Raw genomic sequence first — 14,180 nt, 5'->3', positions numbered from 1 at the left:
TTGAGATGCGCAGAATAATATTGTGAACTTAATCACACATTTACGCGCTCTCGTACTCATATCTAACCGCTTACCCCTTCCAGTAACCGCTTAACCCCCTATACAACCACTCACCGATTTACCCAACTTTACGCGCGCGCTGTTCTGGCAAGATCGAAGGCAGCCTAGCTAATCAATACCTCCATCAACCCTTACTTAAAACCAGACGGCTTCGGCCAATTATTCATCTAATTAACGCCAGGTTTTACTATGGATACCAAAAAACTATTCAAGCACATACCCTGGGTGATTCTCGGAATCATCGGGGCATTTTGCCTCTCAGTCGTCGCGTTGCGCCGCGGTGAGCACGTCAGTGCCCTGTGGATCGTCGTCGCCTCGGTTTCTGTGTACCTCGTCGCCTACCGTTATTACAGCCTGTACATCGCGCAGAAGGTGATGAAGCTTGACCCAACGCGCTCGACGCCGGCGGTCATTAATAACGATGGCCTGAACTACGTGCCAACCAACCGCTACGTGCTGTTTGGCCACCACTTCGCCGCCATTGCCGGCGCCGGCCCGCTGGTTGGCCCGGTACTGGCCGCGCAGATGGGCTATCTACCGGGCACCCTGTGGCTGCTGGCCGGCGTGGTGCTGGCGGGCGCGGTACAGGACTTCATGGTGCTGTTTATCTCCTCGCGGCGTAACGGCGCCTCGCTGGGCGAGATGATCAAGCAGGAAATGGGGCCGGTTCCGGGCTCTATCGCGCTGTTCGGCTGCTTCCTGATTATGATCATCATCCTCGCGGTGCTGGCGCTCATCGTGGTGAAAGCGCTGGCGGAAAGCCCGTGGGGCGTCTTTACCGTCTGCTCGACGGTGCCTATTGCCCTGTTTATGGGGATCTACATGCGCTTCCTGCGCCCTGGCCGCGTGGGTGAAGTCTCGGTTATCGGTATCGTGCTGCTGGTGGCGTCCATCTGGTTTGGCGGCATCATTGCCCACGACCCGTACTGGGGCCCGGCGCTGACCTTTAAAGACACCACCATCACCTTTACTCTGATTGGCTACGCGTTTATCTCCGCGCTGCTGCCGGTATGGCTGATTCTGGCGCCGCGTGACTATCTGGCCACCTTCCTGAAAATCGGCGTAATCGTCGGCCTGGCGCTGGGGATCGTTATCCTCAACCCGGACCTGAAAATGCCGGCGGTGACCCAGTACATTGATGGTACCGGCCCGCTGTGGAAAGGCGCGCTGTTCCCGTTCCTGTTTATCACCATCGCCTGCGGCGCGGTCTCCGGCTTCCACGCGCTGATCGCCTCCGGCACCACGCCGAAGCTGCTGGCCAACGAAACCGATGCCCGCTTTATCGGCTATGGCGCGATGCTGATGGAGTCTTTCGTGGCCATCATGGCGCTGGTCGCGGCATCGATTATCGAACCGGGTCTCTACTTCGCGATGAACACCCCGCCGGCAGGCCTGGGCATCGTCATGCCGAACCTGCATGAGATGGGTGGCGAAAACGCGGCGATGATCGCTGCACAGCTGAAAGAAGTGACCGTCCATGCGGCGGCGACCGTCAGCTCCTGGGGCTTCGTGATCTCCCCTGAGCAGATCCTGCAGACGGCGAAAGATATCGGCGAACCTTCGGTACTGAACCGCGCCGGCGGCGCGCCGACGCTGGCCGTCGGTATCGCCCATGTGTTCCATAAAATCATCCCGATGGCGGATATGGGCTTCTGGTACCACTTTGGTATCCTGTTTGAAGCGCTGTTTATCCTCACCGCGCTGGATGCCGGTACCCGCGCAGGCCGCTTTATGCTGCAGGATCTGTTGGGTAACTTCGTGCCGTTCCTAAAAAAAACCGACTCGCTGGTCGCCGGGATTATCGGTACCGCGGGCTGCGTCGGGCTGTGGGGCTACCTGCTGTATCAGGGCGTGGTCGACCCGCTGGGCGGTGTGAAGAGCCTGTGGCCGCTGTTCGGTATCTCTAACCAGATGCTGGCCGCCGTGGCGCTGGTGCTTGGCACCGTGGTGCTGGTCAAAATGCAGCGCACCAAATATATCTGGGTCACCGTTATCCCGGCAGCGTGGCTGCTGCTGTGCACCACCTGGGCGCTGGGTCTGAAGCTGTTCAGCAGCAATCCGCAGATGGAAGGCTTCTTCTTTATGGCTCAGCAGTATAAAGAGAAGATTGCCGCCGGCGGCGAGCTGACCGCGCAGCAGATTGCCAACATGAATCATATCGTGGTCAACAACTACACCAACGCCGGGCTGAGTATCCTGTTCCTGGTGGTGGTGTACAGCATCATCTTCTACGGCATCAAAACCTGGCTCAACGTGCGCAACAATAAAGTGCGTACCGACAAAGAGACCCCGTACGTGCCGGTACCGGAAGGCGGCGTGAAGACCTCGTCACATCATTAACCCTGATGCCGGATAGTGCTACGCGTATCCGGCCTACCAAAAGCGCATCAACGTAGGCCGGATAAGGCGCTAGCCGCCATCCGGCTTTATTCGTTATCTGGAACTTACAATGTTTGGTAACTTAGGTCAGGCAAAAAAATATCTCGGTCAGGCGGCAAAAATGCTGATTGGCATTCCGGATTACGACAACTACGTCACCCATATGCGAACCAACCATCCGGATCAGCCCTACATGACTTATGAAGAATTCTTCCGCGAACGCCAGCAGGCCCGCTACGGCGGAGACGGCAAAGGCGGCGTACGCTGCTGTTAATGGAGGCAATAATGGCACCGATTGCAGTCACCCTACTCACCGGTTTTCTCGGCGCAGGAAAAACCACCCTCCTGCGCCATATCCTGAATGAGCAGCACGGTTTCAAAATCGCCGTGATTGAAAATGAATTTGGCGAAGTCTCCGTTGACGATCAGCTGATCGGCGACCGCGCCACGCAGATCAAAACCCTGACCAACGGCTGTATCTGCTGTACGCGCTCCAACGAACTGGAAGACGCCCTGCTCGATCTCCTCGACAGTCGCGATCGGGGCGAAATCGAGTTTGACCGGCTGGTGATTGAGTGCACCGGCATGGCCGACCCGGGGCCGATTATCCAGACCTTTTTCTCCCATGAGGTGCTCTGCGAGCGCTATCTGCTGGACGGCGTGATCGCCCTGGTGGATGCCGTCCATGCCGACCAGCAGATGGATCAGTTCACCATCGCCCAGTCGCAGGTCGGCTATGCGGACCGCATTTTGCTAACCAAAACCGATGTTGCCGGCGACACCGAGAAGCTGCGCGAACGGCTGGCGCGCATCAATGCGCGGGCGCCGGTTTATACCGTCATTCACGGCGATATCGATCTAAGCCAGCTGTTTAACACCAGCGGCTTTATGCTGGAAGAAAAGGTTGTCAGCGCCACACCGCGTTTTCATTTTGTTGCAGAAAAGCAGAACGACGTCTCGTCGATTGTGGTCGAGCTCGACTATCCGGTGGATATCAGTGAAGTTTCACGGGTAATGGAAAACCTGTTGCTCTCCTTCGCCGAGCAACTGATGCGCTATAAAGGCATGCTGTGGATCGACGGCGAGCCAAATCGCCTGCTGTTCCAGGGCGTGCAGCGCCTCTACAGCGCCGACTGGGATCGCCCGTGGGGCGATGAAACTCCGCACAGCACGCTGGTGTTTATCGGCATTCAGCTGCCGGAAGAGGAAATTCGCGCCGCATTTCTCGGGTTACGACGCTAACCTGCCCGCCTGCGCCCCAAGGCGCAGGCACCATCCTCTCTCTGACACCTCGCCAAAAACAGGGACCAAACGTCGGCAGCGCGTCGAAAAATGTAAAGCAACGTTTTAATAAGTAACAGCAGAAACACTTTTGGAAATAATAAGAAACTAAATGAATAGGATCCTTAATAATTAATGCCCGCCCTGTTCAGTTTCTGTTTAGCCCACCCATTAAACCGCGGCTAAACAGACCAAATTTGCTGATTGACCTCGCCGTAACCCAACGTCATTACAACATTTTCAAAACACCGCCCTGACAAACCCAGCATAAAAAATTGACGTAAGTCACATTTGCAGAGGTAAACATCGATTGTTAAGGTGCGCTCAGACAAATTTAATGACGAGGAGCAAACCATGAAAAAGCTTAACATCCTGATTGTTGCTGCCCTGACCGCGGTCTCTGGTTCCGCCATGGCGATGGGATTTACCGTTGAACAAGGTAAAAACTTCACCAATCTGAATATGGAAATGGGTAAATCCTCTTCTGGCCTGTACGCCGAAAGCCACTGGCTGAAGAATACCGATGATGGTAGCCAGACCGGCGGCGTTGGCGCGGGTTACAATCTGGAAGTAGGTCCGGTTATGCTCAACGCTGGCGCGAAAGCTATCTACCTCGGGCCGAAAAAAGGCGATAACGGCGTCGCGTTTCCGGTCGGCGGCGGGGTGAACGTGGCCCTGACCGACAGCATCCACGTGTTTGGCGAAGGGTATGTCGCGCCGGACGGCCTGAACAACAGCGTAAAAAACTATGTCGAAGCGAACGGCGGCGTAAGCTGGTCCCCGGTTGGCCCACTGACCCTGAAAGTGGGTTACCGCCATGTGAGCGTTGACGGCAAAGAGGGTCGCCCGAACCACACCCTGATTGATGGCGCCTACGTGGGCGGCGGGGTCACCTTCTGATAGCGGCCAACGTCCCTGCAATAAGATTGACATGCAATAAGGTCTATTCATAAAAAACCTGCCGGATGGCAGGTTTTTTATTGCCGGGTTAAGGGCTTAGCGTCGCACCACCACCAGCTTCTGGTTCACAAACTCTTTGATGCCGAGATCGGAGAGCTCCCGTCCGTAACCGGAACGCTTCACGCCGCCAAACGGCAGCTCCGGCGCGGTATCGGTAAGCCAGTTGATATAAACCATCCCGGTTTCAATGGCGGAGGCCATCCGTTTGGCGCGTTCGATATCCTGACTGAAGACCGCGCCGCCCAGACCATAGTGGGAATCATTGGCCAGCTGGATTGCCTCCTCGTCATTTTTCACCACGTAGATCTGCGCCACCGGGCCAAAGAACTCTTCGAAGTACGCCGGGTTGTCACGGGTGATACCGGTCAAAATGGTGGGTTCAAAGAAATTGCCTTCTCGTGCCACCGCTTTGCCGCCCAGATGCAGCGTAGCGCCATTTTTCACCGCCTCGTCCACCTGTTTGCTTAGGGTGTCCAGCGCATCTTTGGAAGAGAGCGGCCCCAGCGTGGTGCTTTCATCCAGCGGATCGCCGATTTTCACCTGGCGAAACGCCTCACTAAATTTCGCCAGAAACGACTCAGCGATATTTTCGTGCAGGATAAAACGCTTGGCAGCGGTACACACCTGGCCGGCGTTATTCAGCCGCGCCTGGACGCCGATTTTCACCGCGCGTTCCAGGTCGGCATCGTCCAGTACCACAAATACATCGTTACCGCCCAGTTCCAGCGTCGATTTCTTAATATGCTTCGCCGCCTGCGCCGCCACCACGCTGCCGGCTTTCTCCGACCCGGTGAGCGCCGCGCCCTGCACGCGATCGTCGGCGATAATCTTCGCCACCTGCTCCTGGGAGATAAACAGGTTGGTCCACGCCCCTTCCGGTGCGCCGGCCTCACGCACCAGATGGGCAAAGGTCTCCGCGCAGTGCGGCACAATGCTGGCGTGTTTGGCGATAACCGGGTTGCCGGCCGCCAGGTTTGGCGCCAGGACGCGCATCAGCTGGTAATAGGGGAAGTTCCACGGCTCCACCGCCATTAAGACGCCGATGGGATGATGCTCAACCCAGGCGTCGCCGAGTTCGGAGGGATATTTCACCGGCGCCAGCAACGATTTGGCGTTATCGGCATAATAGCGGGCGATCTGAGCGCAAAGTTTCACTTCGCCGCGGCTCTGCTTAATGAGTTTCCCCATCTCCTGGCTGGCGATTTTTGCCAGTTCCTCCGCCCGGCTGTCGATCAGATCAGCCAGCTTATGCAGTACCGCCAGCCGCGGTTCAATATCGCCTTTTGCCCAGGCTGAATGGTAGAGCGCATCCGCCTGCTGCAGCGCCGCCTCCACGTCCGCGTCGCTGTGCGCCGGGTACGTTTTAATAAGCTGATTATTCGCAGGATTCACCGTCTGATAGGCCATATCGCATGTCTCCTTGTTATCGCTATTAAGGCAGTCAAAAATGCCGTTAAGGATATTAAGGGTAGTCGAGATGGCTGGCGATGCGGGTAAAGTTAGGTATATCCGGAATATTCCATAAAGAGGCTAACCGGGGCTACCTTCAGGCCGCCCCGGCGTTATCAATGTTCCAGCGCGGCGATCTCGTCGGCGGCCAGGCCAGTGATTTTCACTACCGTCTCGCGGGCAATACCGTCGTCCAGCATCCTCTGTGCAATGCGCAGCGCCTCGGCATGCTGTCCTTCTTGTCTGCCTTGTTGCCATCCTTCTTGCCGGCCTTCCCGTTTGCCTTTTCTGCGGCCCACTTCCTGTAATCTTTCGGCGATGGTCATTAAGCTCTCCCTGTGCTGAGGAACCCGTTGCGCCACTTCGTGGATAAACCGGCCAAAGCGGCGCGCGTTGCCAGTCTGCAGCAGATAATTAAACAGCGTTTTTAGCTGTCTGTCATTAGCGTCCCCGCTAAGTAAAATCGTCGTCAGCTGCTCAACAATCCCCATTAAATCGCGCTGGCGAATATGCTTCTGTATCAGCTCAAGTAACGCCACGCGCCGGTGGCGAACGATCTCATCGTCGGGGATCACCGTGACATCCACCAGCGGAAAGGGCGATGCATAAAGCTCACTCGCCAGCTGTGGATCGGCAAAACAGTCCAGCCAGTTGAGTGACCACGGGTATGGCGTGGTCGCTCCGTGATAGAACAGCATCGGCACCACCAGCGGTAGTTTTGTATGACCCCCATCAAGATGGCGCTGCATCGCGGCGATGGCGTAGCGCATCAGGCGGAAGGCCATCTGCGCATCCGGCGAGCTCTGATGTTCGATAACCACATAAATGTAGCCCTCGCCAGACGCGGTTTTGAGTGACCACAGCACATCGGAGTACCAGGCCCGCAGGCTCTCCTCGATAAAGCTTGCCGATTCCAGCTGTAAGGTATCGAGGTCGCAGCGCTGACGCAGCGCAGGCGGTAAATGGATCGCCAGGAAATCACGCGCGGTGTCGGCCTGAGTGAGAAACTGTTTAAACACCGCATCATGCGGCGTCGAGGTGGTACCCTTTGCCATCGGCTCATCCCTGCCTGCTTATCCTGCAGGGACTCTACGCGCTCGGAATGTCTCTGACACCCGGGCAATACAACCTTTACGCACCGCCACGAAAATAGATTTCCCCGGACTGCAAGCGCGACATCCTTTTTCGAGGCGGTACGCAAATCCAGGCGGGCGACAGCCTCCGCGCAGCATGCTATAAACGACCTCTCCCTCCTCAGCAAAGGTCGATGCGGTGAACCATACCCGAGATATCCCCCAAACCTTCTGGCGAGACGATCGTCTACCGTGGCTGGAGCTGCGCAGCACCTGGCGCAGCCGCCAGGCCTACAAACGCCACAGCCACCCGCAGCTCTCGGTGGGGGCGATTATCGAGGGGGAAACGCGCTCCCTGTGCAATGGTGAGGAATATCTCCTGCAGCCCGGGGATCTGATCGTGATCCCCCCGCACGCGCCGCATAGCTGTAATCCGCTGCATGACAGGCCGCGCAGCTATCATATGCTGTACCTGGAGGCGGCATGGTGCCACGCGCAGCGCCCGGATATTCCCCCTGGCGCCAGTATCGCCTCGCCGCAGCCACTGTTGCGCGACAGCCCTCTCTTTGCCTGTTTCCAGCAGGTTGTCGCCCTGATGAGCCGCGGGAGCCTTGAACAACTGCCCGCCCGGCTGGCGCAACTCCTGCACGCGCTGCCGCTGTGCGCCGCCGCGCCGCAGGCGCCACATCACGCCAGCGCCCTGCTGTTTCAGCGCCTGGCGACAGATCTGCCAGCGCCGCCGTCGCTGGATAAGCTGGCCCACGACAGCGCGCTTCGTAAAGAGACCGTTATCCGCGCCGTGAAACAGGATACCGGCCTGACACCCGCCAGTTTGATCAACATGGCGCGCATCGAATATGCGAAAACGCGCTTACGCGCCGGGGACCCTATTGCCGATGTCGGCTATCAGGCTGGCTTTGCCGATCAGAGCCATTTCCATAAAACCTTTGTCAGCTATACCGCCGCCACGCCGCGGCAATATGCGCACAGCAGATCAATATCCGACAATAAGTAATACGGCACTTCGCTTAGGGTGGCCTCAGTACCATTATCGAGGCCACTATGCATACCTTATCGACGCTCTTTCCCGCCGCCTTCCCGGCGCTAGCCCTGTCTCACTTTGTCGCTCTGCTCAGCCCGGGCCCTGATTTTTTTCTGCTGGTCGGCTACGCCGTGCGCTACCGGATCCGCGGCAGCATCGGATTGTGTCTCGGCATCGCCGCCGGCAATGCGCTGTATATTGTTCTCGCCATCGTCGGCTGGGGGCTTCTGCGCCAGGCGCCGCTGCTGTTTTTGCTCATTGAGCTGTTGGGGGCGGGCTATTTACTGTGGGTTGGCAGCCTGCTGATACGCAGCCGTCCCGCGACGCTGGCGGTGGAGAGCATTCGCGCATCGCGTCCGGGGTTCGGCAGGCAGCTGCTGCTCGGGCTGGGGTCATCGCTGCTCAACCCCAAAAACGCTCTGTTTTATCTGGCGCTGATGACTTCCCTGCTCGGGCCGGCGGTCACCCTGCTGCAGCAAACGGTGAGCGGGTTGTGGATGGTCAGCGTGGTGTTCTTCTGGGATTTACTGCTGGTGAGTGCGATTGCGCTGCCGCAGGTACAGCGCCGCCTGGGCGCCATCGTCTGGCGAGTCGAGCGGGCGGCAGGGGCGGTCCTGATGATCTTCGGTCTGTGGATTATCTGGCGATTTTTGCACGACCTCGCCGTCAGGTTATATGCTTAAGTTTATGGAAAAACTCGCTGAACTCAAACGCGCCAAACTGCTGGCGCTGTCGCTGCTGCTGATCGCCGCCGCGCTATTTATCACCACCCTGCTGCTGCCGCCGACGCCGTGGGTCAGCGCGCTAAAGGCCATTTCCGAAGCGGCGATGGTCGGGGCGCTGGCCGACTGGTTTGCGGTGGTCGCGTTGTTTCGTCGTATTCCGCTGCCCTTTGTCGCCCGACATACGGCGATTATCCCGCGTAACAAAGACCGCATCGCCGATAATCTTGGCCGCTTTGTCGAGGAGAAGTTCCTCGATACCCCGTCGCTGGTCGCGTTGATCCGCCGCTATGAGCCAGCCCTGATGCTCGGCAACTGGTTCAGCCAGCCGGAGAATGCCCGGCGGGTCGGCCAGCATCTGCTGCAGGTGATGAGCGGTTTTCTTGAACTGACCGACGACGCACGCATTCAGCGCCTGCTGCGCCGCGCGGTACATAAGGCGATCGATAAAGTCGACCTGACGCAGACCAGCGCCATGATGCTGGAGGGAATGACCCGCGACAATCGCCACCAGAAGCTGCTGGATTCGCTGATAAGCCAGCTTATCGCCCTGCTGCAGCGGGACAACTCCCGCGCCTTTATCGCTCGCGGCATCGTGCGCTGGCTGGAGACCGAGCACCCGCTGAAGGCCAAACTGTTACCCACCGAGTGGCTCGGCGAGCACAGCGCCGAGATGGTCACCGATGCGGTGAATACCCTGCTGGACGAGGTGAGCCATGACCGTACCCACCAGATCCGCCAGGCCTTCGACCACGCGGTGCAGAAGCTTATCGACAACCTGAAATCCGACCCGCTCATGGCGCAGAAGGCCGAGAACATCAAAGCATATCTGAAAAATGATGAGACCTTTAACCGCTATCTCGGTGAAGTGTGGGGCGACCTGCGCAGCTGGGTAAAAAACGATATCAGCAGCGATGACTCACGTATTAAGCAGCGCATCGCCGAGGCTGGCCAGTGGTTCGGTGAAACCTTACTCCGCGACGACGCCCTGCGCGAATCGCTTAACGAACACCTGGAACAGGCGGCGCACCGGGTGGCGCCGGAGTTCGCCGCCTTCCTCACCCGCCATATCAGCGACACGGTGAAGAGCTGGGACGCCCGCGATATGTCGCGGCAGATCGAGCTCAATATCGGTAAAGATCTGCAGTTTATCCGCATCAACGGCACCCTGGTGGGGGGGACCATCGGCCTGATGTTGTGGCTGTTCTCGCAGATCCCCTCGCTGCTGCATCTGCATATTGGTTAGCAATGATACTATCCGAACAATAGCGCTGATAAATATTCCACAGGGAGGGAGAAATGATGCACCGGATTTCCCACTGGCTGACCCGCCACGCCGCCGCGCTGTTCTTCCCGGCGGCGCTCATTCTGTATGATTTTTCAGCCTATCTTACTACCGACCTGATCCAGCCGGGGATCCTCCACGTGGTGCGGGATTTCAATGCCGATGTGGCGCTGGCTCCTGCCTCGGTGAGCCTGTATATGGCCGGCGGCATGGCGCTGCAATGGCTGTTGGGGCCGCTCTCTGACCGGATCGGACGGCGTCCGGTACTGCTCATCGGCGCGCTGATTTTCACCCTCGCGTGCCTGGCGACGTTGTTCACCACCTCCATGACCCAGTTCCTGATTGCCCGCTTCGTGCAGGGCACCAGCATCTGCTTTATCGCCACCGTCGGCTACGTCACCGTGCAGGAGGCCTTTGAGGAAAAAAGATCGATCAGGCTGATGGCGGTGATCACCTCCGTCGTGCTGGTGGCGCCGATCGTCGGCCCGCTCTCCGGCGCGGCGCTGATGCATTTCATCCACTGGAAAGCGCTGTTCGGCATCATCGCCGCCATGGGGCTGGTGGCCTGGCTCGGCCTGCTGTTGACCATGCCGGAGACGGTGCGCCGCGGCGATGTGCCATTCAGCCTGCCCGGCGTGCTGCGCGATTTCCGCGCCGTCTTTCGTAACCGCATCTTTTTACTCGGCGCCGCCACGCTGTCGCTGAGCTATATTCCGCTGATGAGCTGGGTGGCGGTATCGCCAGTGATTTTAATGGACGCCGGCGGGCTGACCACCAGCGAGTTCGCCTGGAGCCAGGTACCAGTCTTTAGCGCCGTCATCATCGCTAATCTGTCGGTGGCGCGCTGGGTAAAAGATCCCACCCGCCCGCGCTTTGTGCTCAGCGCGGTCCCCATACAGATGCTCGGCCTGGCCATCCTGATCGTTGGGAATCTGATATGGCCGCACGTCTGGCTGTGGTCAGTGCTCGGCACCTGCTTCTACGCCTTCGGCATCGGGCTGATTTTCCCGACGCTGTTTCGCTTTACCCTCTTTTCCAACGACCTGCCGAAAGGCACGGTCTCCGCCTCGCTGAATATCGTGATCCTCAGCGTCAGCGCGTTATCGATTGAAGGCGCGCGCTGGCTGTGGTTCCATGGCGGCAGACTCCCCTTCCACCTGTTGGCGGTGGCCGCCGGGATCGTCGCCGCCTGCTGCCTGGCCGGACTGTTACGCCATCAGCGCCAGTGTGGGCAAGCGGTGATCGAAGCCCGGCAGTCGTGAGCCCTTTTACGGAGAAAGCTCCATCATGAACGACATTGAACTCAGCCCGGCACAGCGCGACCTGCTGCGCGACAAGCTCAGCAAGTACTGCGAAGAGACCTTCAACCTCGAGCTGGAGCAGTTTGACGCCGAGTTTTTTGTCGACTTTATCGCCAAAGAGCTGGGGCCGCTGTTTTACAACGCCGGTATCGAAGAGGCTATCCGCACCCATCTGGCGTGGAGCGAGCGGATCCAGGAAGAGATGGATTTGAAGAAGGTCTATTAACGCCGCGCGCAGACGCAGGAGATCAATAAAAGCTCACAAACAACAGGGCTATAATGGCGACTCTTTCAGCATCTCCCGTGTACGGGGAAGGAAAATCATGTCGCTTATCACCGATCTACCCGCTATTTTTGACCAGTTCTCAGAAGCTCGCCAGAAGGGCTTTCTCACCGTCATGGATCTTAAAGAGCAGAACGTGCCGCTGGTGGGCACCTACTGCACCTTTATGCCCCAGGAGATCGCCATGGCGGCGGGCGCCATTGTCGTTTCACTGTGCTCCACCTCCGATGAAACCATCGAGGAAGCGGAAAAAGATCTGCCGCGCAACCTCTGCCCGCTGATCAAAAGCAGCTATGGCTTCGGCAAAACCGATAAATGCCCCTACTTCTATTTCTCTGACCTGGTGGTCGGGGAAACCACCTGCGACGGTAAAAAGAAGATGTACGAGTACATGGCCGAGTTCAAGGCGGTCCACGTCATGCAGTTGCCGAACAGCGCCAGCGACGCGGCTTCCCGCGCGCTGTGGAAAGCGGAGATCCTGCGCCTGCAGCAGGTGATTGAGGCCCGGTTTGGCACGCCGATTAGCGAGGCGGCGCTGCGCGAAGCCATCGTGTTGAAAAATCGCGAGCGCCGGGCGCTGGCCCACTTTTATCGTCTCGGGCAACTCAATCCGCCGGCGCTCAGCGGCGGCGACATCCTGAAAGTGGTATATGGCGCCACCTTCCGTTTCGACAAAACCGCCCTGATTGATGAACTGCATGCCATGGCGGACCGCATCCATCAGGAGTGGCGGCAGGGTAAACGGCTGGAACCTCGTCCGCGGATCCTGATCACCGGCTGCCCGATCGGCGGCGCGGCGGAAAAAGTGGTCCACGCCATCGAGGAAAACGGCGGCTGGGTGGTCGGCTATGAAAACTGCACCGGCGCGAAAGCCACCGAGCGCTGCGTGGCGGAAGAGGGCGACGTCTACGACGCCTTAACCGATAAATATCTCGCCATCGGCTGCTCCTGTATCTCCCCCAACGACCAGCGTCTGCAGCTGCTGAGCCAGATGGTGGAGGAGTATCAGGCCGACGGAGTGATCGACGTCATTCTGCAGGCCTGCCATACCTATGCCGTGGAATCGCTGGCGATTAAACGCCATCTGCGCCAGCAGCACGACCTTCCTTATATGGCGATAGAAACCGACTATTCGACGGCGGACCTCGGCCAGCTCAGCACCCGCGTCGCCGCCTTTATCGAAATGCTGTAAGGAGCTGGCGTGAACTATACGGTTGGCATTGATTCCGGCTCCACCGCCACAAAAGGCATCCTGCTGGCGGACGGCGTCATTGTACGCCGCTTCCTCTGCCCCACTCCCTTTCGCCCCGCCGACGCCATCCATAAGGCCTGGGAAACGCTACGCGCTGGCCTCACGGAGACGCCTTTTTTAACCCTCACCGGCTATGGTCGCCAGCTGGTGGATTTTGCCGATAAGCAGGTGACGGAGATCTCTTGTCACGGCCTCGGCGCTCGCCTGCTGGCGCCGGACACCCGCACGGTGATTGACATCGGCGGCCAGGACAGCAAAGTTATCCAGCTGGACACTGAGGGCAATCTCAGCGACTTCCTGATGAATGATAAATGCGCCGCCGGTACCGGACGTTTCCTGGAGGTCATTTCACGGACGCTTGGCGCCAGCGTCGAACAACTCGACAGCATCACCGCAGGCGTCGAGCCGCATGCGATTACCAGCATGTGCACGGTGTTTGCCGAATCGGAGGTCATTAGTCTGCGGTCGGCGGGGGTCGCGCCAGAGGCGATTCTGGCCGGGGTGATTAACGCCATGGCCCGGCGCAGCGCGAACTTTATTGGCCGCTTATCGGCGCAGGGGCCACTGCTGTTTACCGGCGGCGTCAGCCACTGCGCCACCTTTGCCCGGATGCTGGAAAGCCATGTCGGCATGGCGGTGACAACCCATCCCGACGCCCAGTTTGCCGGGGCGATCGGCGCAGCGCTGATCGGCCAGCGCCAGCGGAGGCGCGGATGACAACCTTCCTGTTTTTATTTCATTCCACGGTGGGGGTGGTGCGGATGCGCAAAGCCCTGCAGGCGGCGGGAATGACCTTCGAGGTGAAGGATATTCCGCGCCAGCTGCGCAGCGGCTGCGGGCTGTGCATTTACCTGAGCTGCATGCCAGGCGATGAGCAACGATGGGTTATACCCGGCGAAACGGCAGCCCTGTTTCGCGTCGCCGGAAATGACTATCACCTGTTGGCGACCTATGCGCACCGCGGTAGCCCGGATGAGGCGTTAGCCGACATCCGGGACGCTTCCCCGGTAGCGCTTACGCTTACCGGGGCTACCGACAAAATGCCCAACCGTAGCCCGGGTAAGGCGTAAGCCGCTACCCGGGGGCTGGCAGC

The 14,180-nt window shown here is 58.7% G+C and carries 13 protein-coding genes and 1 pseudogene; 12 read left to right on the top strand and 2 right to left on the bottom strand.

The features are described 5' to 3' along the window. Positions 1–249: 249 nt before the first annotated feature. The 4 genes from HMPREF3142_RS07970 (at position 250) to HMPREF3142_RS07955 (ending at position 4,620) form a co-directional block, all read left to right on the top strand. Positions 250–2,400 (top strand): carbon starvation CstA family protein, encoded by a 2,151-nt coding sequence (locus HMPREF3142_RS07970; RefSeq protein ID WP_008807580.1) that lies wholly within the window; start codon positions 250–252, stop codon positions 2,398–2,400. 109 nt (positions 2,401–2,509) lie between these two features. Next, a complete protein-coding gene (locus tag HMPREF3142_RS07965) occupies positions 2,510–2,713 on the top strand; it encodes a YbdD/YjiX family protein (protein ID WP_048267412.1) in 204 nt (67 codons plus the stop codon). 11 nt (positions 2,714–2,724) lie between these two features. Continuing rightward, on the top strand, positions 2,725–3,681 hold the full coding sequence (gene yjiA, locus HMPREF3142_RS07960; RefSeq protein ID WP_023322022.1) for a GTPase: 957 nt from the start codon (positions 2,725–2,727) through the stop codon (positions 3,679–3,681). Between the two features lie 393 nt (positions 3,682–4,074). Further along, entirely contained in the window at positions 4,075–4,620 is a 546-nt protein-coding gene (locus tag HMPREF3142_RS07955; RefSeq protein ID WP_004204167.1) for a YfaZ family outer membrane protein, read from the top strand. 96 nt (positions 4,621–4,716) lie between these two features. On the opposite strand, the gene HMPREF3142_RS07950 is transcribed toward HMPREF3142_RS07955, so the two are convergent. Continuing rightward, positions 4,717–6,087: an NAD-dependent succinate-semialdehyde dehydrogenase gene (locus HMPREF3142_RS07950; RefSeq protein ID WP_022065036.1), complete on the bottom strand. Its 1,371-nt coding sequence runs from the start codon at positions 6,085–6,087 to the stop codon at positions 4,717–4,719. A 158-nt stretch (positions 6,088–6,245) separates the two neighbouring features. Beyond that, the gene (locus tag HMPREF3142_RS07945) at positions 6,246–7,184 is read right to left on the bottom strand and encodes an Rpn family recombination-promoting nuclease/putative transposase (protein WP_070611959.1); all 939 of its coding nucleotides are present in this window, start codon (positions 7,182–7,184) and stop codon (positions 6,246–6,248) included. Between the two features lie 217 nt (positions 7,185–7,401). Between HMPREF3142_RS07945 and HMPREF3142_RS07940 the strand changes: the two genes are divergently transcribed. The 8 genes and pseudogenes from HMPREF3142_RS07940 to HMPREF3142_RS07905 form a co-directional block, all read left to right on the top strand. After that, positions 7,402–8,217: an AraC family transcriptional regulator gene (locus tag HMPREF3142_RS07940; RefSeq protein ID WP_048267410.1), complete on the top strand. Its 816-nt coding sequence runs from the start codon at positions 7,402–7,404 to the stop codon at positions 8,215–8,217. Positions 8,218–8,264: 47 nt separating this feature from the next. Then, on the top strand, positions 8,265–8,927 hold the full coding sequence (locus HMPREF3142_RS07935) for a LysE family translocator (protein WP_008807586.1): 663 nt from the start codon (positions 8,265–8,267) through the stop codon (positions 8,925–8,927). Next, complete coding sequence (locus HMPREF3142_RS07930) at positions 8,920–10,212, top strand: DUF445 domain-containing protein (protein ID WP_008807587.1); 1,293 nt, start codon at positions 8,920–8,922, stop codon at positions 10,210–10,212. The genes HMPREF3142_RS07935 and HMPREF3142_RS07930 overlap by 8 nt, the downstream gene beginning before the upstream one ends. Positions 10,213–10,265: 53 nt before the next feature. Further along, on the top strand, positions 10,266–11,513 hold the full coding sequence (gene mdtM, locus HMPREF3142_RS07925) for a multidrug efflux MFS transporter MdtM (RefSeq protein WP_070611957.1): 1,248 nt from the start codon (positions 10,266–10,268) through the stop codon (positions 11,511–11,513). 25 nt (positions 11,514–11,538) lie between these two features. Next, positions 11,539–11,778, top strand: coding sequence for a DUF2164 domain-containing protein (locus HMPREF3142_RS07920; protein ID WP_008807589.1), 240 nt, complete (start codon positions 11,539–11,541; stop codon positions 11,776–11,778). A 97-nt stretch (positions 11,779–11,875) separates the two neighbouring features. After that, on the top strand, positions 11,876–13,027 hold the full coding sequence (locus tag HMPREF3142_RS07915; RefSeq protein WP_038422075.1) for a double-cubane-cluster-containing anaerobic reductase: 1,152 nt from the start codon (positions 11,876–11,878) through the stop codon (positions 13,025–13,027). A 9-nt stretch (positions 13,028–13,036) separates the two neighbouring features. Beyond that, positions 13,037–13,804, top strand: a complete 768-nt coding sequence (gene yjiL, locus HMPREF3142_RS07910; protein WP_008807591.1) for a putative 2-hydroxyacyl-CoA dehydratase activator YjiL — start codon at positions 13,037–13,039, stop codon at positions 13,802–13,804. Further along, positions 13,801–14,052: pseudogene (locus HMPREF3142_RS07905) on the top strand (DUF3343 domain-containing protein); the annotation flags it as partial. The gene yjiL and the pseudogene HMPREF3142_RS07905, both read left to right, overlap by 4 nt. Positions 14,053–14,180 lie beyond the last annotated feature (128 nt).

The sequence above is a fragment of the Klebsiella sp. HMSC16C06 genome (assembly GCF_001808325.1).
GTDB lineage: Bacteria > Pseudomonadota > Gammaproteobacteria > Enterobacterales > Enterobacteriaceae > Klebsiella > Klebsiella variicola.
This window is presented reverse-complemented; position numbering and strand designations above follow the sequence as displayed.